The organism is Cupriavidus basilensis OR16 (assembly GCF_000243095.1).
GTDB classification, from domain to species: Bacteria; Pseudomonadota; Gammaproteobacteria; order Burkholderiales; family Burkholderiaceae; genus Cupriavidus; species Cupriavidus basilensis_D.
Window position 1 is genome coordinate 1 of sequence record NZ_AHJE01000056.1, and the last position, 22,909, is coordinate 22,909.

The window sequence follows — 22,909 nt, forward strand, 5'->3', positions numbered from 1 at the left end:
GGTCGCCAACGCGTTGTTCGCGCCCGAAGAGTGCCCGTACGCCCGGACGGCGATCTCGTCGCCGTGGTCAGCACCAACGCCGCGCCGTCGGTGATGGTGGTGGGGGCGGGCGCGCCGCGCCAGGGCATCGTGGACCTGAAGACGCTGCAGGCCTACGGCAAGGCCAAGGGCGGCATCACGTTCGGCACCGCGGGCGCGGGCAGCACCGGGCATTTCGTCGCGGAGATGGTGGCGTCCGCGCTTGGCGTGCCGGTGACGCTGGTGCACTACAAGAGCGGTTCGGAAACGCTCAACGCGGTCATCGGCGGGCAGATCGACCTCGCGTCCGAGGCGCCCGTTGGCGTGCTCGGCTTCCTGCGCGGCGGCAAGCTGCGCGCGCTGGCGGTCACCGACGACAAGCGCGCGCAGGCCCTGCCGGACGTGCCCACCACGGTGGAGCAGGGCTTTGCCGGCATCCGCATGGAGCACTGGGGCGGCATCTATGCGCCCAAGGGCACGCCGGTGCCGATCCTGGAGCGCATCGCGCAGGCCACGCAGGCCGCGTTCCAGAGCGATGCCGGCCTGCGCGCGCAGTTCGAGACCTATGGCTACCGGCCGGTGTCAGGCACGCGGGCTGAGTTCGCGCGTTTTGTGCAGGGCGAGAAGCTGCGCCTGGGCAAGATCGTGCATGACGCGCACATGACGATCGATTGATTGGCCGGCAAGGCGCGTTCAGCGGCGCGCCGGCGCATCCACGCGCACCGGCTGGTGCGCCGGCGATTCGTCCCTCATCAGCAGGCGCACGAAGACGGCGCTGAGCAGCGCGACCCCGGCGGCCACGCACAGGATCCACGCAAAGCCATCCGCGAAGGCGGTGCGAGCCAGGGGTTCCAGCACGCTGCGCAGCGGTGCTTGCACAGCGGCCATCGCGCCGTTCAGGTCGCCGGCGACCACGCGCGGGATGACGCGCGCGGCCAGGGATGACGCGCGCGGCCATGCCGGGCACGACCCCCGAGTCTTGCGCATGCGCATCCAGCGCCGCGTCGAACACTGCCTGGGTGCGGTAGGCGAGCAGGCCGCCGAGCAGGCCGAACGACAGCACGATCGCGCTGAACCGCGTGGTGGTGCTGATGCCGGACGCCATGCCGGAGCGCTCGCGCGGGATGCAAGCCATGATGTTCTTCTGCGTATCGCCGTTGAGCAGGCCGGCGCCGCTGCCGGTGACGGCAATGGCAAGCGCAAAGGGCAGGTAGGACATGGAGATGACCGCCCACGCGCTCAGCAGGTTGCCCAGGCCGACCAGCACGAGCCCGAATACCAGCATCGAGGGCGCATCGAGCCGCCCCGACAGCCGCACGCCGATGCGCGGGAAAATCAGCATGGTCAGCGCAAACGGCAGCATGGCGGCGCCCGACGCGATCGCCGAGAAGCCGAGGCCCGTCTGCAGGTACAGCGGGATCAGCGTCATCATCACCTGGGCGCAGGCAGCATAGGCGGCCATGCCGAGCAAGGCGCCGATCAGGCGCGGGTTGCGAAACAGCGTGAGATCCACCATGGGTCGGCGCTGGATGCGCTCGACGCCGATAAACAGCGCAAAGAGCACGGCGCCGCCGGCCAGCCGCATCAAGGTGCGCGTATCACCCCAGCCAATGCGGTTGGCCTCGATCAAGGCCCAGATCATCAGGAACAGGCTGCCGCAAAAGCATAGCCCGCCCCACAGGTCGATGCGCGCCGCGCCGGCGTCGCGCGACTCCGCAATATGGCGCAGCACCATGGTGCCCAGCAGCACGCCGACCGGCAGGTTCAGCAGGAACACCCAGCGCCACCCCAAGGTCTGGCTGATCACGCCGCCAAGGCCGGGCGCGACCAGCATGGCCACGCCCATGCACGCGCCCCAGAAGGCCCACGCCCGGGCGCGCTCGCGCTCATCGTGAAAGGCGTGCGCGATGGTCGCCAGGGCCGAGGTCAGCAACATGGCAGCGCCCACGCCCTTGACGGCGCGCGCCAGGTTCAGCGCCAGGCTGCTCCCCGCCAGGCCGCAGCCCAGCGAGGCCAGCATGAAAACCGCCAGGCCGGTCAGCAGCATGCGCTTGCGGCCGAACTTGTCGGCCAGGCTGCCCGCGGGCAGCAGGCCGCCGGCAAAGGTCAGCATGTAGGCGCTGACCACCCACTCGATATCGGAGAACGTGGCATGCAGGTCGCTGGCGATGCGCGGCAGCGTGACGGCCACGATGTTGGTGTCGAGGACGATCAGCGCACACGCGCCCGAGGCGGTCAGCAGCGCGGCGCGCGAGTTCGTGCCGCTCATGCCGGCTCCCGCCCGAATCGGGCCGCCGGTGATATTGCCTGGAATGAAATAAAGCCGGATGTGCAGTGCCCGGCTGGCTGTGGGTGCCGATTCGTCTTGTGCCGCATGTCGTCGCTTCCTGTTGCTTTCCTTGACTGGATGCGGGCTAGGATACGGCCGGCAGGGCCAGGTGTTGTTGCGCCGGCCGTGCTATTTTGTTGCTTTCTAGCTAACAGTCGGAACGCACACAGAGGGTAGGACAGCAAACCAATGGAACTGCGCCACTTCCGCTACTTCATCGCGGTCGCCCAGGACTTGCACTTCACCCGCGCCGCCGCGCGGCTTGGCATCTCCACGCCGACGCTCACCCGCCAGATCCAGGAGATGGAGGCCACGCTCGGCATTCGGCTGTTCGAGCGCAACCAGCGCTCGGTGGCGCTGACGCCGGCCGGCGAGGTGCTGCTGGTGGAGGCGCAAGCCGTGGTGGCGCAGTTCGAGGCCGCGCAACTGCGCGCGCAGCGCGAGGCCCGTGGCGAGACGGGCAAGATCCATGTGGGCTATGTCGCCTCGGCAGCGTACTCGGGCGTGCTCCAGCGCCAGGTCGCGGCGTTCCGCAAGGCCTGCCCCGACGTCGGGCTGGCCGAGATCCATCCCGCGCATCTCAAGGCGGAGACATTGATTCTGCCCGAGCAGGTCTCGGGCACGCTGTCCACCGCCGAGCAGGGCGGCTTCGTGCCCAGGCTGGGCCCGCAGCCGGGCGGGCTGGTGGCAGTACTGGCGCTGGTGTCGCTGGGTGAAGGCGTGGCGATCGTGCCGAACGCCGTGGCCGGCCACATCAGCCTGCCCAGCCTTGTCTATCGGGAGATCGCGGGCCTGGCGGTGACGTCGTATCTTTCGCTGATGTCGCGCCAGTACGAAAAAGCCGCCACCATCCGCCGCTATATCGAACTGGTGTCGCGGCCCGCGCCAGGCTAGGCGGGGCCGCTCCACGACAGGCTGGCAGCGTCAGACCACCATCGGCGTGGTGGCGCCATCGACCGACAGGATGGCGCCGGAGATATAGCTGGCGCGTGCCGAGGCAAGGAACAGCACGGCGTCCGCCACCTCCTCCGGCGTGGCCAGGCGGCCCAGGCCGGTGCGCGCGTTGGCGCGCGCCAGCGCCTGCTCCACCGTGGTGCCGCTGATGCGCGCATCCACCTCCATGCCCTGCTGCAGGCGCTCGGTATGCGTGGCCGACGGGTTGATCGCGTTCACGCGCACACCCTGCTTGCCATAGGCATTGGCCAGGCCGGCGCTGGCCAGCATCAGCGCCGCGTTGGCCGCGCCGCCCGCCAGGTGGGCGGGGTTGGCCATCTTGCCCCCCATGCCCACGATATTGACGATGGCGCCGCGCCCCTGCTGTGCCATGCGCTTGACCACCGGGTCGATCACGTTGATGTAGCTGAAGTACTTGGCGCTCATGGCGTCCTGCCACAGCTGCGGGGTCAGCTCGTCCGGCGGGCGGCGCTTGGCGGCGCCCGCGGAGGTCACCAGGATGTCGATGGCGCCAAGTCCCGCCAGCGCTTGCTCGACGGCGCGCGCGGCCTGGGCGATATCGGTCAGGTCAGCGGATATCGCGAGCACGTCCTTGGCGAATTCGCCTTCGCCTTCGGCCAGCCTGGCGCAGGCCTCGGCCAGGTTCCCGGCGCTGCGCGACACGATGGCCACGCGCGCGCCCTCGCGCAGGAAGCCGGCTGCGCAGGCCAGGCCAATGCCGCGGCTGCCGCCGGTGATGAGTACGCGCTGATTGCGCAGTTCGAGATCCATGGTGGTGTGTCCTGGCTGGCGGGGAGCGCGCGGGTGTCGTTCGACAAATGGCGTATCCCCAAGCGTGGCGGGTAGGCTGTCAAGCCGGTGAGACGACTGGGCTGCCATCTTAGCGCGCCCGCCGCGGCCTTGCTTGCCACCGCACGGCTACGTTGGAGCCAGGGCCACATGCACCGCAATACCCTCGATGGGATCGAGCGCGCCGCGCCAGGGCGCGGCTGCGATGGCTTGCTTGCCATGGGCATAGCCGGCGCTCCAGCGCGCGTCGATGCCGGCGGTGCTGAAGTCGATATCCTTGGTCAGGTCTTCGCCATCGAACGGCGGCGCGTTGAGCTCGACCACATGCATGGTGGTGTGGCAGCCCCAGCCCAGCAGCTCCTCGACCGCGGCCGTACCGCGCTGCGCCTCGGGAATGTGCTTGGCCAGTTCACGGATCACATGCCGCAGCCGGTGCAATTGCCTTTGATGCTCAAGCTGGGTCTCGGCCCGGCTTGAGTACTGGATATCGCGCTGGCGTCCCATGGCTTCCCAGATCGTCTCGGGTTCCGGACCTTGCAGCGACCACAGCTGCACGGCGAAGATCACCGAACTGCGGCGCGGGTAGTCGTCGAGCACGGCTTCGATCGGCGTGTTGGAGCAGATGCCGCCGTCCCAGTAAGCCTGGCCGTCGATCCGGATCGCCGGGAAACCCGGCGGCAACGCCGCCGACGCCAGCAGGTGATCCACGCTCAGCGCGGTGTCCCGGTTGGTGTAGTAGCACATCTTGCCACTACGGACATTGACCATCCCAACGGTAAGCCGCGTGTGCTTCTCGCCAAGGTAAGCGAAGTCCACCAGCGAGAGCAGGGTATCGCGCAATGGCGAGACCGAATAGAAGCCGGCTCGCTCCACGCCCAGCGGCACGCGCGTGCCAAGCCAGGCAGCCGGATTTGGCGCGAAGAAGCCTGGGATGCCCTGGGTGAGGGTCGCAAGGTTCGACATCGTGCTGTCGCCGCCGCAGAGCAGGCGGGCCAGTTCGAGCGGCCCGTGGCGGCCCACTTGCTCCCAGAACTGCCGCAGGCGCGGCAGGCGGTCCGCAGGCCGGTTGCCGGCCACGATCGAGCCGTTGATGGCGCCGATGGAGGTGCCGATGGCCCAGTCGGGCTCGATCCCCGCCTCGTGCAACGCCTGGTAGACCCCGGCCTGGTACGCGCCCAGCGCGCCACCGCCTTGCAGGACGAACACCACTTGCTGGTCGATGGGCCGGCTGGCCGCGCCAGGGGTGTCGGTCCGGGCTGCGGCGGGTTGCGTCTTGGTATCCATGGTGTTCCGGCTCCACGGTGGTCAGGGGGGCGGCTGCGTTGGCCGGTGCGCGCGGCATGCGCTGGTCCACCAGGAAGAGGGCGACGCAGCCGTTCTGCAAGCGTCACTGCCTGGCCGCTTAGTAAGGCTAGCACCTAGGGCTTTTCTTGCCAGTGCGGCGTTGCCGGTGTGTAAGAGCCGTCACATGCGGGGCTGTGCGGTCACCGCGCCGCCGCCTCACCGTCGCGCCCGCGCCGCTGGAATTCCTTCGGCGTCACGCCAAACCGCGTCCTGAAATCCCGCGAGAAGTGCGCCCCATCCGCGAAGCCGCAATCCAGCGCGATCTCGGTGATGCTGCGCGGATAGTTCAGCAGGAGCCAGCTTGCGTACTCGAGCCGCAGCGAGCGCTGGAATGCCATGGGCGAGAGGCCAAGCGCGTCGTGGAAGGCACGTTCAAGTTGCCGTCGTCCCACGCCCACATAGCGGGCGACAGCGTCGAGCGAAGGGGGGTTGTCGATGCGTTGCTCGATATAGTGCGCGGCTTGCCGGACGCGGACGTCCTTGATCTCGGCGAGGTCGGCATAGAAGTGCGCCTGCGGCAGCTTCGCGGGACGCATGCCTTGCAGCATCATGTGGCGCACCGCTTGCTGGGCTTTTTCCCGTCCACAGTGGCGCGCGACGAGATAAAGGCCGAGATCGATGGCGGCCGTCGAGCCTGCGCAGGTGATGAGGTCGCCCTCATCGACGAAGAGGTGGTCGACCACGGCACGCGTGCCGGGGAAGCGTTCGCGGAACGCATCGAGGACGTTCCAGTGCACGCACACGGAGCGCGATCCGACGATGCCGGCCTGCGCCAGCGCGAAGGTGCCGGTGCAGATCCCAAGCATGCGCACCCTGCTGGCGGCAGCCAGCTTGAGCCAGTCCTGCAGCTCCGGCGGCAGGTAGGTGTTGGGATAGTCATTGCCGCCGCAGACAGCGACGTAGTCGAACTCGGTGGGATCGGCGGGCAATGCGCCCGAGACTTCCAGCGTCAGCCCGGCGCTCGATGTGCGGGGCAGGCCGTCCATGCTCACGACGCGCCAGCTGGTGTGGATCTGCCTGCTGCGGCCACCGTGGTCGGCGGACAGCCGCAGGACATCCACCAGCCCCGCGAATGCAGCCAGCGTGAACTGATGCAGGAGAACAAGCGCGACGCTCAGCTCGGGTTTACCCGTCTCTTGAAGTGAGGCTGGCTGTGCGGCGCCGCGCGCGTCGACCGTATTCCGAGGCGTCGTTAGCATGTCGCAATTATTCAATTTCATGACCGCGGCTTGCAAGCTGGGACGAACCCGAACGCGCAAGATACGGCTGTGGTCACGACCGATCAGCACCCTTGAGAGGACAGAAATGGGATCCGAGACTCGCTGTACCAACCAAAGCATCACCCGGCGCATCACGCGGCACATCACGAAGGCCGCGCTGCTTGCCGCAGGCACCGTCGTGACGCTCGGCGCCGCCGCGCAACCGGCCAGGCTGACCGTCGCGATGTATGGCGGCAACTGGGGTGACGCTTTTCGCAGCTGCGTGGCGGAGCCGTTCACGAAGGCGACCGGTATCGCCGTCACCCCCGAGGTCGGCACGTCCACCACCACGCTGGCGAAGCTGCAACAGCAAAAGGCGGCGCCGAGCATCGACGTGGCCTGGATGGATGGCGGCATCAGCGAGCTGGCCTTCCAGGCCGGCGTGGTGGACAACCTGGACGCCGCCGCGATCCCGAACCTGAAGAACGTGATCGCCAAGGCCGTCTACCGCAGCGGCAACACGAACTATGCCGTTGGCTCGGGTTACTACTCGCTGGGCCTGGCCTACAGCACGAAGTCCGTCAAGCCAGCGCCGACGAGCTGGAAGGACATCTGGAAGCCGGAGTACGCGGGCGCCGTGGCGGTGCCTTCGCCGGCCAATTCGTCCGGCGTGCCGTTCGTGGTCTTCATGGCACGCGTCTGGGGCATCGATCCGGCCAATCTCGCGCCGGTGTACGCGAAGCTGGCAGCGCTGGACACCGCGCTGTACTTCGACAGCTCGGGTGCCGCCACCAATGCTTTCCAGAGTGGCGAGGCCGTGATCGGCGCTCACTTCAACGTGGGCGCTTGGGACCTGATCGACAAGGGCGTGCCGATCGGCTTCGTGGTACCGAAGGAGGGCGCATGGGCGACCGACGCGCGCCTGCACCTCGTCAAAGGTTCGCGCAACAAGGCCGCAGCGGAGAAGTTCATCAATACTGCGCTGACCCCGGAGGCGGCGACCTGCCTGGCTACCAAGCTCTACCTGGGGCCGGCCGTACAGGGCGTCAAGCTCCCGAGCGAGGTCGCGCGCAAGCTGCCTTGGGGCGCGCAGGGTTCGGTCGACAGCCTGAGCCTGTTCGACTGGAGCGTGCTCAACGCGCGCCGCGCGGAGATCACCGATGCGTGGAACCGGCAGGTCGCGCGCAAGCGCTAGGAGCACGCGATGTCATCCCTCTTGAGCATTGATGCGGTCTGCAAGCGGTTCGGCGGGTACACGGCGCTGGACGATATCCGGCTGGAGATACGCCAGGGTGAGTTCATCGCCTTGCTCGGGCCTAGCGGTTGCGGCAAGACGACCTTGCTGCGCGTGATCGCGGGTTTCATGGCGCCCGACACCGGGCGCATCGTGATCGATGGCCAGGATGTCAGCCATCTGCCGCCACACCGGCGTCCGCTCAACACCGTTTTCCAGAACTACGCCTTGTTTCCGCATATGTCGGTGCTGGAGAACGTTGCCTACGGACCGCGCCGCCAGGGCGTGGCGCGCGCCGAGGCGAATTCGCGCGCCTTGGCGTCGCTGGAACTGGTCGGGCTGGCCGCGCTCGGCAACCGCTATCCGCGCGAAATGTCCGGGGGGCAGCAGCAGCGCGTGGCGCTGGCCCGCGCCATCGTCAACCGCCCAAAGCTGTTGCTGCTCGATGAGCCGCTGTCCGCGCTGGACATGAAGCTGCGCAAGCGGATGCAGTTGGAGCTCAAGCACCTGCAGGAGAAGCTTGGCATCGCCTTCGTCTTTGTGACGCACGATCAGGAGGAGGCCATGACCATGGCCGACCGTATCGTGGTGATGAACGCGGGCCGTATCGAGCAGATCGGCGCGGGCACGGAGATCTACCGCGCACCGGCGACGCGCTTTGTCGCCGAGTTCATTGGAGAAGCGAACCTGATCGCCTTTGAGGCATCTCGCGATGGCGAGATCCGGCTTGCGATGCAGGACAGCGTCGCCCCTGCGCCGCGCCCGGATGCCCCGGCGCGTGGCCTGGCCGTGCTGCGGCCCGAGCATCTGCAAGTGCTGGATGACGCCAATCCAGGATGCGATGGCTTGTGCAGGCTGACCGGCGTGCTGTCCGACGTGATCAGCGTGGGCAGCCACACCATGATCCATGCGGACATCGGCGGGCATGCCGTATTGGCGCGCGCGATGGGGCTGCCCAACGCCGGCATGCTGCCAGGCAGCCCGGTGCGGCTGGGTTTCCATCCCTCGCACCTGCACCTGATCGGAGAGCACGCATGAATCGCCTGGCCACCGCGCCCGTGCTGATGCTGGCCGCTCCGATAGCGTTCTTCGCGGCGTTCTTCCTGGCGCCGCTCGCGGTCGTGCTGATTGCCAGTTTCACCGGCGAGCATGCGGCGTGGACGCTTGCGAGCTACGTCCGCGTGCTGGCCGACCACTATCACTGGGAGGTCATCCTGGTGACGTTCCGCATCGCTTGCCTGACCACGCTGGCGTGCCTGGTGCTTGGCTACCCGCTCGCCTGGTACCTCGTGCGCATCGTGCGCTGGGCAGCGTGGCGCAGGGTCTGCGTGATCTTGCTGGTGGTGCCTATGTTCACCAGCAATATCGTGCGCTCGTTCGGGTGGATGGTGCTGCTGGGCCGCAACGGGCTGGTCAACCAGGCCCTGCTCGACGTGGGGCTCGTTGCGCGCCCGGTGCGCTTCCTGGGCACCGAGCTGGGCATCCTGGTCGGCATGGTCTACGTACTGTTGCCGTTTGTCGTGCTAGCCGTGGGCAATGCGCTCGCCAGGGTCGACCCGGCCTACGAGCAGGCCTCGGCCGACCTGGGCGCAAGCCCGGCCTCGACCTTCCTCCATGTCACCTTTGCCCTTACGCTGCCCGGCGTGGTGGCTGGCGCCATCATGGTGTTCACGCTGGCGGTCAGTGCCTATGTCACCCCGGCGCTGCTGTCGGGCGGACGCATCACGGTGCTCTCGATGCTGATCTTCCAGCAGTACAGCTCGACCTTCGATTTTCACTACGGCGGCGCGCTGAGCATCGTGCTGCTGGTCTTCACGCTTGCCATGGTGGCGCTTGCCAGCCGCGTGGGCGAGATTCCCGGGAGCGCGCGATGATGGTCCGGATCCTGGTGCGGGTAGTGTCGTGGAGCGTGCTGGCTTACCTGGTGTTGCCGCTGGTGGTGATCCTGGGCAGCTCGCTGACGGCCTCATCGTTTCTTGCTTTTCCGCCGCAAGGCCTCACGCTCAACTGGTACCGCGGGATGCTGGCCGACCCGTCGTACGTGGCGGCGTTCTCCACCAGCACCGCGCTTGCGCTGGCCGCGACGCTGGCCGCCCTGGTACTGACCGTGCCGGCCGCGCTGGCGCTGGCGCGCTACGCGTTTCCCGGCAAGCGTGCGATCGCAGCGCTCTTGATGTCACCGCTGGTACTGCCGCATGTCGTGCTCGGGGCGGCCCTGTTGCAGTTCGGCGGCTATTTTGGGCTGACCCGTAGTTTTCTCTCCTTGCTCATCGGGCATTGCGTCATCGTCGCGCCCTTCGTGCTGCGCTCGACGCTGGCGCTGATGACGCCGGAGCAAAAGGCGCTGGAGGAAGCGTCCGCGGATCTTGGCGCCAATCCCTGGACCACCTTCTTCCTGGTCGTCCTGCCGCAGATACGGCCGGGCATCGTCACCGGGTCGATCTTTGCATTCATCTCATCCTGGATCAACGTGGAGCTGTCGATTTTCAATACGACCGCGGCGCTGAACACGATCCCGGTGAAGTTGTTCAACTACGTGCAGTACACCATCGACCCGACGATCGCCGCCGTCTCCGGCACCACCATCGTGGTGGCCATCGTGGCGATCACGATACTCGATTTGACCGTCGGCCTGGACATGCTGTCCGACCGCAAATAACCCACTCAGCCATTTCTCAGCGAGGAGCTTCAGCCATGCGCAAGCAGGACGCGTTCGACGTTATCTACACCCATACGGAAGGTGAGCCGCTTTGCATCGTGCACAGCGGGATCCCTTACCCGGCAGGATCCACCATCCTGGAAAAGCGCGCTTTCCTGGAGAAGCACTATGACTGGCTGCGCAAGGCCCTGATGCGCGAGCCGCGCGGGCACAAGGACATGTTCGGCGTATTCCTCACCCCGCCGTCGAGCCCGGAATACGATGCCGGCCTGATCTATATCGATGGCACCGAGTACTCGCATATGTGCGGTCACGGCACGATTGCGGTGAGCATGGCGATGGTCGCGCTCGGCCTGGTGCCGCGCGGCAGCGATGGCATGACCCGCATCCGCTTCGAAACCACTGCGGGCCTGGTCGTCTCCGAGGTGGCCTCGGAGGGCGACACCGTCCTGTGGACCCGTTTCGAGAACGTGCCGGCTTACGTGGTGGCCCAGGATATTCCCGTGCACCTGCCGGGCTATGGCGACTTGAAGGCGGACCTCGTCTGGGGTGGCAACTACTTCGGTATCGTGGACCTGAGCAACTGCAACCTGCGCATCTCGCCGGACAACGGCAGTGAGCTTGCACGCCTTGGCGTCGAGGTTCGCGACCAGATCAACCAGAAAATGAAGATCCAGCATCCGACCGAGGCCCACATCAACAATCTCAACTTCATCACGTTCTGGCACCAGCCCACCATCGAGGGTGCCTTCTACAAGAATGTCCATGTGTTCAGTGCCGGCCAGCTCGACCGATCGCCTGGCGGTACCGGCACCAGCGCCATGATGGCGATGTTCGAAGCGCGCGGGAAGATGGGCATGAACCAACCCATCCTGTCCGAAGGCCTGCTGGGCAGCGGCACCTTCGAGGGCTGCCTGCTGGGTGAGGTGGATCTCAACGGCACGCGCGCGGTTCGTCCGACGGTAAAAGGCACCGCCAGCATCCTAGGGACTGCGCGCTGGCAGATCGACCGGAACGATCCGGTTGGGGCGGGGTTCCTGGTGCGTTGAGGCGTGACGGGCAATCCGCCCGTCACGCCTCGCCCAGGATGCGGCTGGCCTGATGCCCCCGCATCCGCGCTTACTCGAAGGAAATCCGCGCGGCGAAGGCCAGCAGCGCAGCCGAGAAGGACCAGCGCTGCACCGTCTGCGCGCGCGGGCTCCTGCGCAGCCAGCCGGTCAGGCGCACCGCGCCGAACACGCACGCCAGGTCAAAGGCAACGCCGGTCAGCACCAGCACCACGCCAAGCTCAAGCACTTGCGACCACACCGGCGCGCCATGCGGATCCACGAACTGCGGCAACAGCACGGAGCAAAAGAGCAGGGCCTTGGGGTTGAGGATGCTGCTGAGCGCGCCCTTGGCAACGCAGGCGCGCAGCGGCACTGGCGGCGCCGTGCCGCTGCCCGAGCCCATCCCGAAGGCCGGGCTGCGGAAGATCTGGATGGCCACATAAGCCAGGTAAAGGCCGCCCGCGACGCGGATGCCCTGGTACAGCCAGGGCGCCGCGCGCAGCAGTGCGGCCACGCCGCATGCCGAGAGCGTGACATGCGCGGCGCGTGCCATGGCCAGGCCGGCGACAGTGGCCAGGCCGTGGCGGATGCCCCGGCCGGTGCTGGTTTGCAGCACCAGTGCCATATCCGGTCCGGGCAGCGCGTAGACCACGGCCAAGGCGCCGATAAAGGTGACGAGGAGATGTAGTGAGACCATGATGCATGCCGTGTCGAGGGCAATATCATGACTCAGGGGGCGGAGGGGATTCTGGCGATTTTATATTGCCAATTCATATAGTCCGGTGGAATCCGCTAATATTTGCGTATTTATTGGGGCTTACCTTTGAATCTCGACAAAACCGATCGCGCCATCCTGATGGCGTTGCAGGCCGACGGACGCGCCACCAACGCCAGCGTGGCGGAATCCGTGGGGCTGAGCGAGACGCCTTGCGCGCGCCGGCTCAAGCGGCTGGAGGCCGATGGCTATATCGAGGCCTATCGCGCGGTGCTGTCCCGCCAAGCCCTGGGGCTCGGCCTGATGGCCTTCACGCAGGTCCGCTTTGGCGTGCACAGCCGTGAGCTTTCCGACCGCTTCGAGCGGGAGATCCAGGCAATCCCGCGCATCGTCTCCTGCCACAACGTGTCGGGTAGCGCCGATTACCTGCTCCTGGTGGTCGCGCGGGACCTAGAGGATTACGGCATCTTCATGCGCGATGTATTGCGCACACTGCCCGGCGTGACGGCGGTGGAGTCCATGCTGTCGCTGGGTGAGGTCAAGCGCAATGCCGGCTTGCCGTTGCTGTAACGTGGCGACGCCGCAAGATTTGACCTGAAAGACGGTGACTCAGTCGTCGCGGTCCGCAGCCAGGGATATTTCACGCGCGACAAAGAAGCAGAGAAGCGCGATCCCCGTGCACAGGATCGCCACGGTGAATGCCAGTTGCCGCCCGTGCCACAGATCCGAGAACCACTGCGAGAACTCGGCCGCCAGCACCGCCGCCTTGCCGCCGATGCGTTCGAGCTGGAAATCGTATTGCCGCTTCCACCCGGGGCCGTAGGCCAGGTCGCCGGCCTCGTCGCTCGCGGCCAACAGATAGATCAGGACGCCCCCGATCCAGCCTGCGGCGAGGATCACGGCGCCCAGCAGGTAAATGCGGGCGGGAAGGGACCAGCGCTTGCCCGGTGCGTGCCGTTGTTCCGCGTCGCTCATTGGTGTCCTCTGTTGTCCTCTGTTTCCCCGGGTGGCTTGCACGTATTGTAATAAAGGGCGTGCCACTGCCAGCCTGCCCTGCCTCCGAGGGATAAGATCGATCAGCCCCCCCCCCCGGATATAGTCACTCATCCCTTGGGCCAGACCATGCCACATCGATCTCTCCTGCCCGGCACGCTGTGGCCGGCTGTCCTGCGCCAGACGCAGCGCGCGCTGCGCAGCGGCGCGCTGCGTCCGATCGAGACCTCCCAGGCGGGCATCGACGATGGCGGCGTGCGCTTCCTGGTGCGGCAGGTTTCCAGCCTTGCACGCAAGGACCGCGACAGGGACCAGCGCAACGCTGGCCGCAAGGACAATGCCGTCCCCGGCAACCAGGCGGGCGCCGACCCGTTCCTGCCCCACGACCCGGACCTGTTCGTTGCCGACGTCTCCGAGACCCATATTGCGCTGCTGAACAAGTTCAACGTCCTGGACCACCACCTGCTGATCGTTACGCGCCGCTTCGAGCCGCAGGACGCGCTGCTCAACCTGGCAGACTTCGAGGCCCTGCTTGCCTGCATGGCCGAGTTCGATGGCCTTGGCTTCTATAACGGCGGCACGGTGGCCGGCGCAAGCCAGCGCCACAAGCACCTGCAACTGGTGCCGTTGCCGCTTGCCAGCGAAGGCCCGGCGCTGCCCATCGCGCCGCTGCTTGCGGCCGCGCGCATCGATGGCGCCGTCGGCACTGTGCCAGGGTTGGCGTTTCCACATGCGTTCGCGCCGCTGGCTTTGCCCGCGGCACCTGGCCCGGCCCTGGCGCGCACGGCACTTGAGCGCTACCGCGCGTTGCTGGAGGCGGTGGGCGTGCGGACGATCCATGTGGATGGAGAGCCGCAGCCGTCCGCGCCATACAACCTGCTTGTCACGCCGCTCGGGATGCTGCTCGTGCCAAGGTTGGCGGAGTCCGTCGAGGGCATCTCGGTCAATACGCTCGGCTTCGCGGGATCGTTTTTTGTGCGCAACGAGGCGCAGATGCATACCATCGAGCGGCTTGGCCCCATGGCGATGCTGCGGCAAGTCGCGGGCCTGGCTTCGGCGTTGCCGGTGGCACCGGGCCGGAAATAAGGGGTAAATATAAAAGCGGGCGCGCCGTTAAAGGGTTTGGGCTAGCAAGGTTGTCCGGTGGCGTTCGCGCCGGGCTGGAATCCCTGCGGGATCGTGCTGGCCAACTCGGGTCGCGTCGCTTGCTGTGCGATGCGATGTTCCCCCAATGTGTCCCTTGGTAGGCCTCGCCACTTGCCTCTTCAAACGGCTACTGCCCCCGCCAGCTCGAACCGCCGCCGCAAGCGCTTGTGCGTTGTGCGTTTCCTGCCGGCCCTCCTTGCCGCCATCCTCTGTGCACAGTCGCAGGGCACCGCGGCGGACACGGCCCCCCCGCGTTCCGAGGCGGTGGCGCGGGTGGTGTTCAGCCTGCTTGGCTATGCGCGCTGGCCATCCGAGCGGGAAGTCCTGCGCCTGTGCGTGGACGGCTCGGCCCGCTACGGCGCCAAGCTAGCGGAGGGAGGCGTCCTGGCAACCGGCCGCGCCGTGCAATCCAGGCGCATCGACCTGCAGGATGGCGTGTCCACCACGGGTTGCGATTCCGTCTACCTGGGGCCGATGACGGATGCCCGGCGCAAGAAGATGTCGACGGAGCTGATCGGGCGCCCGGTCCTGGTCATCACGGAAGAAGACTACGAGTGCGAGATCGGCAGCATGTTCTGCCTTAACGTGGTCGATGGCCACGTCTCGTTCCGCGTCAACCTGGATGCCGTTGCCCGCAGCGGCATCCACATCCATCCGGCCGTTTTGCAGCTTGGCCGCCGCCGGGGGCCATCGCCATGAAGATGCCCTTGCGGTCCGACGCGACGGGATCGCGTCCGACGCTGTACAACACGCTGCGCCGCATCCACCTCAACGTGGCACTGATCGCCGTGTGCACGGCGGGAATCTCGCTGACCGCGCTCGGGCTGGCCGCGCTGCGCGTCTATGCCGACCACAACCTGCACCTGGTCGCCCGCTCCGTGGCGTACACACTGGAAGCGCCGGTGGTGTTCCGCGACCAGGCGGCCGTCAATGAGGCGCTGGTGGCAATCGCCGCGACGGAGGTGGCCCAGGCCCGCGTCTACGACAAGGACAACCGGCTGCTGGCCGAGTGGCAGCGCCCGGCCGACGAGCGGTTTCCCGGCCTGCAGCGCCTGGCCAGCCGCGTGATGGCACTCGGCCCGGTGGAGCAGGAGATCCTGCATGAAACGCAGGCGGTGGGCACCGTTCGCCTGACGGCCGACACCGGCAACCTCTTGCGCTTTGTGCTTAGCGGGCTGCTGGGGCTGCTGGCTTGCCTGCTGCTTACCGCGGTCAGCGCGCACTACATGTCGAGCCGCATGCTGGTCCACATCATCGAGCCGGTGCGCAACCTCATGCGCGTGGCCCATGCCGTGCGATCGGAGCGCGCTTTCGACCAGCGCACGCCACCGGCGCACATTGCCGAGCTCAATGCGCTCGGCGAGGATTTCAACGGCCTGCTCGACGAACTGGAGACCTGGCAGAACCAGCTCCAGCACGAGAACAGGTCGCTGGCGCACCGCGCCAGCCACGACAGCCTGACCGGCCTGCTCAACCGGTCGGCGTTCGAGGATGCGCTGCACCGGGCGGTGCGCTTTGCCGGCACCTCCAAGGGTTACGCCGGCATGCTCTACCTGGATAGCGACGCGTTCAAGGAGATCAACGACAACTTTGGCCATGCCGCCGGAGACGAGGTGTTGTCCGACATTGCCCGGCGCATCCGCTCCTGTGTGCGCGAGGGCGACCTGGTGGCCAGGCTCGGCGGCGACGAGTTCGCGGTACTGCTCACCGTGCTGCGCAAGCCTGCCGACCTGATCCAGGTCGCGGAGCATATCCTGCTTCGCATGAAGGACCCGGTGCAACTGTCGAGCGGCACCAGGATCGGAGCGTCGCTTAGCATCGGGTTGTCTGTGTTTCCGCTTCATGCGCAGACCGCCGCCACCTTGATGCAAACGGCGGACGAGGCCATGTACCAGGCCAAGCGCAGGTCGGGAGGCGGCTGGGAGAGTGCGCAGCCGCGGCTGGGGCGGCCCGAATTCGCATTCGGGCCCGAGCGCCAGGACAATGAGAAAAATGATGGGGACATCGATCGTGCTATCTAACCTGCGAATCACTGGCAGCCGGGGCCTGGCCGCCGCCTCGGTAGCCATCACCGTTGCCCTGGCCGCCTGCCAGACGGCGCCCGCTTCCCAGCTCGCTCCCGCGCAAGTCCAGGCGTTGCAGTCGCAGGGGTTCACGCTCACCGAGAACGGCTGGGAGCTCGGCCTGTCCGAGAAGGTGCTTTTCGGCCTGAACGAGGACGTGATCAGCGGTGACCGGCAAGAGGCCGTGCAGCGCATCGGCCTGGCGCTGTCGGGCGCGGGCATCGATCACGTGCGGCTGGACGGGCATACTGACGACTCCGGCTCGGCTGACTATAACCAGCAGCTATCGGTCCGGCGCGCGGAGGCGGTGGCGAAGGTGCTCGCCACGGCGGGAATCCAGCCGGAGAACATCCAGGTGCGCGGACTGGGCAAGAGCAAGCCGGTGGCGGACAACCGTACCGCTGCGGGCCGCACGGAGAATCGGCGCGTGGCCATCGTGATCACGATCGAGTAGCCGCCGGCGACATCCACAACGCGGCAATCTCAACGGCAATCTCAAGCACGGGCTCCAGGATAACGGCGCGATCCCGGCTCCCGGCCGGGCCCGCGCCGTTGCCAGCGCGGGCCCTCAACACCGCCAAGGCTAGCGCACGCCCTGCGCCAGCTTCTCCTGCGCCCAGTTGACCGCCTCGCGCGCGGGCGCCAGCCCGCTCTTCTCCACGCGCTGGGCCAGTGCGAACACACGCTCGCGGATATGCGCCACTTCGGCCAGCACCGCGGCTTCCTCGGCGCCGCCGAGATACTCGCGGGCACAGCTGATGATGCCGCCGGCGTTGATCAGGAAATCCGGCGCGTAGAAGATGCCGCGGCGTTGCAGCGTGTCGCCCTCGTCCAGCGACGCAAGCTGGTTATTGGCACCGCCCGCGACAATCTTGAACTGGCAGCCTTCGGCCACCGCCGGGGTGATCACCGCGCCGAGCGCGCAGGGCGCGAAGACATCCGCCGCGACGCTGGTGATGGCCGTGGTGGATACCACCTGCGCGCCGAACTGCTCGCGCGCCTGCTCCGCCAGGGTCCCAGCCGACCGAGCCAAGGCCTTGCACGGCGACCGAGACGCCTTGCAGGCTGTTGTGGTCGAGCACGTAGCGTACGGCGGCTTCGATACCGACGAACACGCCATAGGCGGTCTTGGGCGACGGATTGCCACCGAAGGTGCCCTCGCGCGGCATGCCGCTGATGTAGCGGGTCTGCGTGCGCGCCGCGACCATGTCTTCCACCGTGGTGCCGACGTCCTCAGCCGTGATGTAGCTGCCGTCCAGCGACTGGACCATGCGGCCGAAGGCGCGGAACAGCTTGGTGCGATCGGTTTGCGCCGGCGTGCGCAGGATCACGGCCTTGCCGCCGCCAAAGGGCAGGTCGGCCAGCGCGTTCTTGTAGGCCATGCCTTGCGACAAGCGCAGGGCGTCGGTCAGGGCATCGCTCTCGGCGGGATAGGCCCAGTAGCGGCAACCGCCAAATGCGGGGCCAAGGCTGGTGCTGTAGATGGCGATGATGGCCTGCAGGCCGGAGTCGGGATCGGTGGCGAGCGTGACGCGCTCGTGGGACGGGCCTTCGCCAGTGCCGAACAGGCGGCCGGCGGCCTCTGGGGTGATGCGTTCAGTCAAAGCGTCTTCTCCATGAAGATTGGGAATGCAAAGGGGTAGCTTCGCTTTCCGGGTGCACCGCATTGGGTTGCAAGGCAGTGCAGTTGCAACGGCAGCCGCCGGGGGCTGCCGTCTCGATAAGGCCGGGCTGCCATTGTGTGGCTGCCCGGCCTCGGGTAAACGCCTGGTGCCGCGTCGTGGCGCGGAACCGGTGCTGGATCTTACCGGCAAATCGCGGCTGGATGAAGGGGGCGCGCGGCGTGTGCCCGGCACCGGCACACCTATACTTGAAGCGAGGTAATCCTCAACCCGAGCGAAGCGTGAGCAGGAGCCTGCGCGGCGGCCTGCGCCCTTCGCGTGCCAGGAGGCCACCATGTTCCAGCATCTGCTGCTGCCCGTCGACGGCTCGCCTTTGTCCGAGGCCGCGTTCAGCAAGGCCCTGGTGTTCGCCCGCGAGGCGCGGGCCCGGGTCACGGTGATCCGGGTGATCCCGGACTTCCATGTCTACACTTACCAGGTGGAATTGCTGGCCGACACCCGTACCCGGTTCGTGCAGGAAGCCACGCGCAATGCGGCGGAGTACCTGAGAACCCTGGCCGCCGAAGCCGAGGCGGCGGACGTGTCTTGCGAGACCCTTTCCGTCATACATGACCACCCCTATGAGGCCATCATCCAGGCTGCCCAGGAAAGGGCGTGCGACCTGATCGTGATGGCCTCGCACGGGCGGCGCGGCTTGCAGGGCGTGCTGATCGGCAGCGAGACCAACAAGGTGCTCACCCATAGCACTATCCCGGTACTGGTGTATCGCTAGCGGCTCACCGCAACCGGCTACGGTTGTGCCGCACCAGCCGCCTTGCGCGGCTGCGTCCAGTCCAGCACCACCTTGCCGCTGTTGCCCGACAGCATGGCGGCGAAGCCGGCCTCGAAGTCGTCCACGTTGAAGCGGTGCGTGATCATCGGCTTCAGGTCCAGCCCGCTTTGCAGCATGGCGACCATCTTGTACCAGGTCTCGAACATCTCGCGGCCGTAGATGCCCTTGATCTCCAGTCCCTTGAAGATCACCTGGTTCCAGTCGATCGCCATCCTCGATGGCGGAATGCCGAGCATGGCGATCTTGCCGCCGTGGTTCATGTGTTCGAGCATGGTGGCAAAGGCGCTCGGCACGCCGGACATCTCCATGCCGACGTCGAAGCCCTCCGTCATATGCAGCTCGGCGGCAACGTCCTTGAGGTTTTCATGCTGCACATTGACCGCGCGCGTGGCGCCCATCTTGCGCGCCAGTGCGAGGCGGTAGTCGTTGACATCGGTGATCACCACATTGCGCGCGCCCACGTGGCGCGCGATGGCGGCTGCCATGATGCCGATGGGGCCGGCGCCGGTGATCAGCACGTCCTCGCCCACCAGGTTGAAGGACAGCGCGGTATGGGTGGCGTTGCCGAAGGGGTCGAAGATGGCAGCGATCTCGTCCGGGATGTCATCGGGAATGCGGAAGGCGTTAAAGGCCGGAATCACCAGGTACTCGGCGAAGGCGCCGGCGCGGTTCACGCCCACGCCCACCGAATTGCGGCACAGGTGGCGGCGTCCCGCGCGGCAGTTGCGGCAGAAGCCGCAGGTGATGTGCCCCTCGCCGGAGACGCGGTCGCCAAGCGCCAGCCCGCGCACCTCCTGCCCGATGGCGACGATCTCGCCAACATACTCATGCCCCACCTGCATCGGCACGGGAATGGTGTTCTGCGCCCACTCATCCCATTTCCAGATATGGATGTCGGTGCCGCAGATGGCTGTCTGGCGGATGCGGATCATCACATCGTTGTGGCCGACTTCCGGCTCGGCGACCTCGGCCAGCGTCAGGCCGGGCGCGCGTTCGAGTTTGGCGAGGGCTTTCATGGGATGCCTCCTTGGGGTGCGTCCTGTGTCCAAGCTTAGGCGATAGCGCCGAACTGCCTGCCCACCTTGGCGAACGCCGCCACGGCCCGCTCTATCTGCTCAGGCGTATGCGCCGCGCTCATCTGCGTGCGGATGCGAGCCTGGCCCTTGGGCACCACCGGGTGGGAAAAACCTACCACGTAGACGTGCTCTGCCAGCAAGGCATCGGCCATGCCGGAAGCCAGCGCGGCATCGCCCAGCATCACCGGGATGATGGGATGCTGGCCCGGCACCAGGGTGAAGCCCAGCGCCGTCATCTCGCGGCGGAAATGCTCGCCGTTCTCGCGCACGCGGGCGCGCAGCGCGGCACCTTCCTCGCTGCCCAGCAAGTCCAGCACCTTCAGCGTGGCGGCGCAAATGCTTGGCGCCAGCGAGTTGGAGAACAGATACGGGCGGGAGCGCTGCCGCAGCAGCTCCACGATCTCCCGGTGCGCCGCCACATAGCCACCGGACGCGCCGCCCAGCGCCTTGCCGAGCGTACCCGTAATGATGTCCACGCGGCCTTCCACGCCGCATAGCTCCGGCGTGCCGCGCCCGTGCTCGCCGACAAAGCCGACCGCGTGCGAGTCGTCCACCATCACCAGCGCGCCGTAGCGGTCCGCCAGGTCGCAGATGGATCTGAGGTCGGCAATGATGCCGTCCATCGAGAACACACCATCGGTGGCGATCAGCTTGAAGCGCGCGCCGGCGGCATCGGCCTCGCGCAGCCGCGCCTCCAGGCCGGCCATGTCGTTATTGCCGTAACGGTAGCGCTTGGCCTTGCACAGGCGCACGCCGTCGATGATGCTGGCGTGGTTCAGTGCGTCGCTGATCACCGCATCCTGGTCGTCGAGCAGCGTCTCGAACAGGCCGCCGTTGGCATCGAAGCAACTCGAATACAGGATGCTGTCACCGGTGTGCAGGAATTTGGCGAGCACCGCTTCCAGCGTCTTGTGGACCGACTGCGTGCCGCAGATAAAGCGCACCGAGGCCATGCCGAAGCCATCCTGTTCCAGCCCGCGCCGGGCCGCCTCGATCAGGCGATGATCGTCGGCCAGGCCCAGGTAATTGTTGGCGCAGAAATTCAGTACATGCTCGCCGCCCGCAAGCCGGATGTCGGCTGCCTGCGGGCTGGCAATGACGCGCTCGGCCTTGTGAAAGCCGTCGGCGCGGATGGTGTCTAGCGTATCGCGGAGGTGGGAGAGATAGCGGTCGCGCATGGGGGGCCCCTGGCTAGGTTGTTGGGCGGCGTGGCAGACGCCAGCCTCCATGGTATGGCGAAAGCCGGGGAAATACCGGTTTTGCGGCGCGCGTGTCTTGTGCTGCGCTGCGCAAGCGGTGGCTGGCGCCAATGCTGCTATGCGGCAGCCGCCGCGCCGGTCCCTGGATTGGTTCGTAAACGCAATGAAATCAAGACTTTGTCTCTTTGCCTTAGGGGCGGCAACTCCTATCCTTAAGTGAGGTTGCGCGTGCCGCCGCGATCGGCGCGCACGCCGGCTACCGGCTTGCTGGCGGAGGCGGCCATGAACGACGACGTACGGATTGCACCGATCGAGCGAATCCTCTATTCGCGCCGGCACGGATCCACCGGCCCCCTTGTTTGCCACAACGCGCGGCGCCGCCGCCTGATCCAGGCCGCCGCGGCTAGCGCGCTTGCCGCGGGGCTTGGCCCCTTGGTGCTGCCACGCCGGGCGCAGGCGGCCAGGCACACCTTGAAGATCCTCCAGTGGAACCACTTCGTGCCGGGCTACGACAAGTGGTTCGACAACACCTACGTGAAAGAATGGGGCCAGCGCAACGATACCGAGGTCATCGTCGATCACGTGGGGATCCCCGCGCTGGCCACGCGGGCCGCCGCCGAGGTATCCGCGCAGAAGGGACACGACCTGTTCATGTTCCTGTCGCCTGCGCCAGTGTACGAGGAGCAGGTCATCGACCATCGCGAGATCTACGAGGAATGCCAGCGCAAGCATGGCAAGCCGGTCGAACTGGCGATCAGGAGCACGTACAACCCGAAGACGAAGAAATACTTCGGCTTCTCCGACAGCTTCGTGCCGGACCCGATCAATTTCCGACGCCGGACAGCTGGGACGATGTGCTGAGCGCGGGCCGCCAGATCAAGCGCAAGCGCAACGTGCCGGTGGGCATTGGGTTGTCGGCCGAACTCGATACCGCGATGGCGATGCGAACCATCCTGTTCGCCTTCGGCGGCTCGATCCAGGATGAGCGCCATACCGTCGTGCTGAATTCGAAGAACACGCTGGAGGCAGTCAAGTTCGTCAAGGCGCTGTACCAGGAAACCATGACGCCGGAGGTGCTGGCGTGGGATCCGTCCTCCAACAACCGCGCCATGCTGGCGGGCAAGATCTCGCTTTGCCTGAACGCCATTTCCATCACGCGCGAAGGCGAGAACAAGAACATTCCTGTCACGCCCGATATCTGGCTGACCCAGGCCTTGCGTGGCCCGGTGCGCCGCATCTGCATGGAACATGTGATGGACTGCTACGTGATCTGGAAATTCGCAGAGAACATAACGGGTGCCAAGCAGTTCCTGCTGGACTATATCGACAACTTCCGCGAGGGCTTTCTCGGCAGTGAGTTCTACAACTTCCCCTGCTTCCCGAGCACGGTGCCGGACCTGCACAAGCTGATCGCCGATGACCCCAAGGCCCGCCCGCGCGACAAGTACAAGGTGCTGGGCAGCCTGATGACCCAGGCCACCAACGTCGGCTACCCCGGCTATGCCAATGCGGCCACCGACGAGATCTTCAATACCTGGGTGCTCAACACCATGTTCGCCAAGGCCGCCACCGGCGACGAAACGCCGGAGAATGCCATACGCGCCGCGGAGGCCGCGTGCAAGCGGATCTTCGCCAAGTGGCGGGACAGAGGGCTCGTATGAGTCGCCACGGGATGGGCGTGGGCCGAT

General features: G+C 66.7%; 22 protein-coding genes and 2 pseudogenes. 15 read left to right on the forward strand and 9 right to left on the reverse strand.

What is annotated here, in order from left to right:
- Positions 1-693 (forward strand): tripartite tricarboxylate transporter substrate binding protein (locus tag OR16_RS20980; RefSeq protein WP_043420519.1); only part of this gene is annotated, 693 nt, incomplete at its 5' end.
- Positions 694-1,135: 442 nt separating this feature from the next.
- On the opposite strand, the pseudogene OR16_RS20985 reads toward OR16_RS20980, so the two are convergent.
- Positions 1,136-2,287, reverse strand: a pseudogene (locus OR16_RS20985) (MFS transporter); the annotation flags it as partial.
- 249 nt (positions 2,288-2,536) lie between these two features.
- On the opposite strand from OR16_RS20985, the gene OR16_RS20990 reads away from it, so the two are divergent.
- Positions 2,537-3,241 carry a LysR family transcriptional regulator gene (locus OR16_RS20990; RefSeq protein ID WP_006159965.1) on the forward strand — a complete coding sequence of 235 codons (705 nt, stop codon included), beginning with the start codon at positions 2,537-2,539 and terminating at the stop codon, positions 3,239-3,241.
- A gap of 30 nt (positions 3,242-3,271) precedes the next feature.
- Here the strand turns inward: OR16_RS20990 and OR16_RS20995 are convergent, their stop codons facing one another.
- From OR16_RS20995 to OR16_RS21005, 3 genes are all read right to left on the reverse strand, one after another.
- On the reverse strand, positions 3,272-4,072 hold the full coding sequence (locus OR16_RS20995; protein WP_006159966.1) for an SDR family oxidoreductase: 801 nt from the start codon (positions 4,070-4,072) through the stop codon (positions 3,272-3,274).
- 147 nt (positions 4,073-4,219) lie between these two features.
- Positions 4,220-5,374, reverse strand: coding sequence for a patatin-like phospholipase family protein (locus OR16_RS21000; protein WP_006159967.1), 1,155 nt, complete (start codon positions 5,372-5,374; stop codon positions 4,220-4,222).
- A gap of 200 nt (positions 5,375-5,574) precedes the next feature.
- Positions 5,575-6,654 (reverse strand): GlxA family transcriptional regulator, encoded by a 1,080-nt coding sequence (locus tag OR16_RS21005; RefSeq protein ID WP_050983050.1) that lies wholly within the window; start codon positions 6,652-6,654, stop codon positions 5,575-5,577.
- An 85-nt stretch (positions 6,655-6,739) separates the two neighbouring features.
- Between OR16_RS21005 and OR16_RS21010 the strand changes: the two genes are divergently transcribed.
- Genes OR16_RS21010 through OR16_RS21030 form a run of 5 tightly spaced genes read left to right on the forward strand, consistent with a single transcriptional unit; the run spans position 6,740 to position 11,575 of the window.
- On the forward strand, positions 6,740-7,828 hold the full coding sequence (locus OR16_RS21010) for an ABC transporter substrate-binding protein (RefSeq protein WP_006159969.1): 1,089 nt from the start codon (positions 6,740-6,742) through the stop codon (positions 7,826-7,828).
- A 9-nt stretch (positions 7,829-7,837) separates the two neighbouring features.
- Positions 7,838-8,905: an ABC transporter ATP-binding protein gene (locus tag OR16_RS21015; RefSeq protein ID WP_006159970.1), complete on the forward strand. Its 1,068-nt coding sequence runs from the start codon at positions 7,838-7,840 to the stop codon at positions 8,903-8,905.
- The gene (locus tag OR16_RS21020; protein WP_006159971.1) at positions 8,902-9,741 is read left to right on the forward strand and encodes an ABC transporter permease; all 840 of its coding nucleotides are present in this window, start codon (positions 8,902-8,904) and stop codon (positions 9,739-9,741) included. Before OR16_RS21015 ends, OR16_RS21020 begins: the two co-directional genes overlap by 4 nt.
- Positions 9,738-10,526, forward strand: coding sequence for an ABC transporter permease (locus tag OR16_RS21025; protein WP_006159972.1), 789 nt, complete (start codon positions 9,738-9,740; stop codon positions 10,524-10,526). Before OR16_RS21020 ends, OR16_RS21025 begins: the two co-directional genes overlap by 4 nt.
- 35 nt (positions 10,527-10,561) lie before the next feature.
- Entirely contained in the window at positions 10,562-11,575 is a 1,014-nt protein-coding gene (locus OR16_RS21030) for a proline racemase family protein (RefSeq protein WP_006159973.1), read from the forward strand.
- 70 nt (positions 11,576-11,645) lie between these two features.
- Here OR16_RS21030 and OR16_RS21035 read toward each other — a convergent pair whose 3' ends face one another.
- On the reverse strand, positions 11,646-12,272 hold the full coding sequence (locus OR16_RS21035) for a LysE family translocator (protein ID WP_006159974.1): 627 nt from the start codon (positions 12,270-12,272) through the stop codon (positions 11,646-11,648).
- 126 nt (positions 12,273-12,398) lie between these two features.
- On the opposite strand from OR16_RS21035, the gene OR16_RS21040 reads away from it, so the two are divergent.
- Entirely contained in the window at positions 12,399-12,860 is a 462-nt protein-coding gene (locus tag OR16_RS21040; RefSeq protein ID WP_006159975.1) for an Lrp/AsnC family transcriptional regulator, read from the forward strand.
- Positions 12,861-12,899: 39 nt separating this feature from the next.
- Here the strand turns inward: OR16_RS21040 and OR16_RS21045 are convergent, their stop codons facing one another.
- Positions 12,900-13,265 (reverse strand): hypothetical protein, encoded by a 366-nt coding sequence (locus tag OR16_RS21045; RefSeq protein ID WP_006159976.1) that lies wholly within the window; start codon positions 13,263-13,265, stop codon positions 12,900-12,902.
- Between the two features lie 147 nt (positions 13,266-13,412).
- Here OR16_RS21045 and OR16_RS21050 point away from each other — a divergent pair, with 147 nt between their 5' ends.
- From OR16_RS21050 to OR16_RS21065, 4 genes are all read left to right on the forward strand, one after another.
- Positions 13,413-14,369 carry an ATP adenylyltransferase family protein gene (locus tag OR16_RS21050; protein ID WP_043420524.1) on the forward strand — a complete coding sequence of 319 codons (957 nt, stop codon included), beginning with the start codon at positions 13,413-13,415 and terminating at the stop codon, positions 14,367-14,369.
- Between the two features lie 234 nt (positions 14,370-14,603).
- Positions 14,604-15,128, forward strand: coding sequence for a YfiR family protein (locus OR16_RS21055; protein WP_006159978.1), 525 nt, complete (start codon positions 14,604-14,606; stop codon positions 15,126-15,128).
- The gene (locus OR16_RS21060; protein ID WP_006159979.1) at positions 15,125-16,450 is read left to right on the forward strand and encodes a diguanylate cyclase domain-containing protein; all 1,326 of its coding nucleotides are present in this window, start codon (positions 15,125-15,127) and stop codon (positions 16,448-16,450) included. Before OR16_RS21055 ends, OR16_RS21060 begins: the two co-directional genes overlap by 4 nt.
- Positions 16,425-16,946, forward strand: a complete 522-nt coding sequence (locus OR16_RS21065) for an OmpA family protein (protein ID WP_006159981.1) — start codon at positions 16,425-16,427, stop codon at positions 16,944-16,946. Before OR16_RS21060 ends, OR16_RS21065 begins: the two co-directional genes overlap by 26 nt.
- Before the next feature lie 129 nt (positions 16,947-17,075).
- Here OR16_RS21065 and OR16_RS48340 read toward each other — a convergent pair.
- A pseudogene (locus tag OR16_RS48340) lies at positions 17,076-18,159 on the reverse strand (Leu/Phe/Val dehydrogenase).
- A gap of 289 nt (positions 18,160-18,448) precedes the next feature.
- Here OR16_RS48340 and OR16_RS21075 point away from each other — a divergent pair.
- Complete coding sequence (locus OR16_RS21075; protein ID WP_006159982.1) at positions 18,449-18,886, forward strand: universal stress protein; 438 nt, start codon at positions 18,449-18,451, stop codon at positions 18,884-18,886.
- A gap of 17 nt (positions 18,887-18,903) precedes the next feature.
- Here OR16_RS21075 and tdh read toward each other — a convergent pair whose 3' ends face one another.
- Together tdh and OR16_RS21085 are read right to left on the reverse strand one after the other, a co-directional pair.
- Positions 18,904-19,962, reverse strand: coding sequence for an L-threonine 3-dehydrogenase (tdh, locus tag OR16_RS21080; RefSeq protein WP_006159983.1), 1,059 nt, complete (start codon positions 19,960-19,962; stop codon positions 18,904-18,906).
- Between the two features lie 35 nt (positions 19,963-19,997).
- Positions 19,998-21,200 carry a glycine C-acetyltransferase gene (locus tag OR16_RS21085; protein WP_006159984.1) on the reverse strand — a complete coding sequence of 401 codons (1,203 nt, stop codon included), beginning with the start codon at positions 21,198-21,200 and terminating at the stop codon, positions 19,998-20,000.
- A gap of 303 nt (positions 21,201-21,503) precedes the next feature.
- On the opposite strand from OR16_RS21085, the gene OR16_RS46140 reads away from it, so the two are divergent.
- Positions 21,504-22,082: a hypothetical protein gene (locus OR16_RS46140; protein WP_237717152.1), complete on the forward strand. Its 579-nt coding sequence runs from the start codon at positions 21,504-21,506 to the stop codon at positions 22,080-22,082.
- A complete protein-coding gene (locus OR16_RS46145; RefSeq protein ID WP_237717153.1) occupies positions 22,076-22,882 on the forward strand; it encodes a hypothetical protein in 807 nt (268 codons plus the stop codon). Before OR16_RS46140 ends, OR16_RS46145 begins: the two co-directional genes overlap by 7 nt.
- The last annotated feature ends 27 nt before the right edge of the window (positions 22,883-22,909 follow it).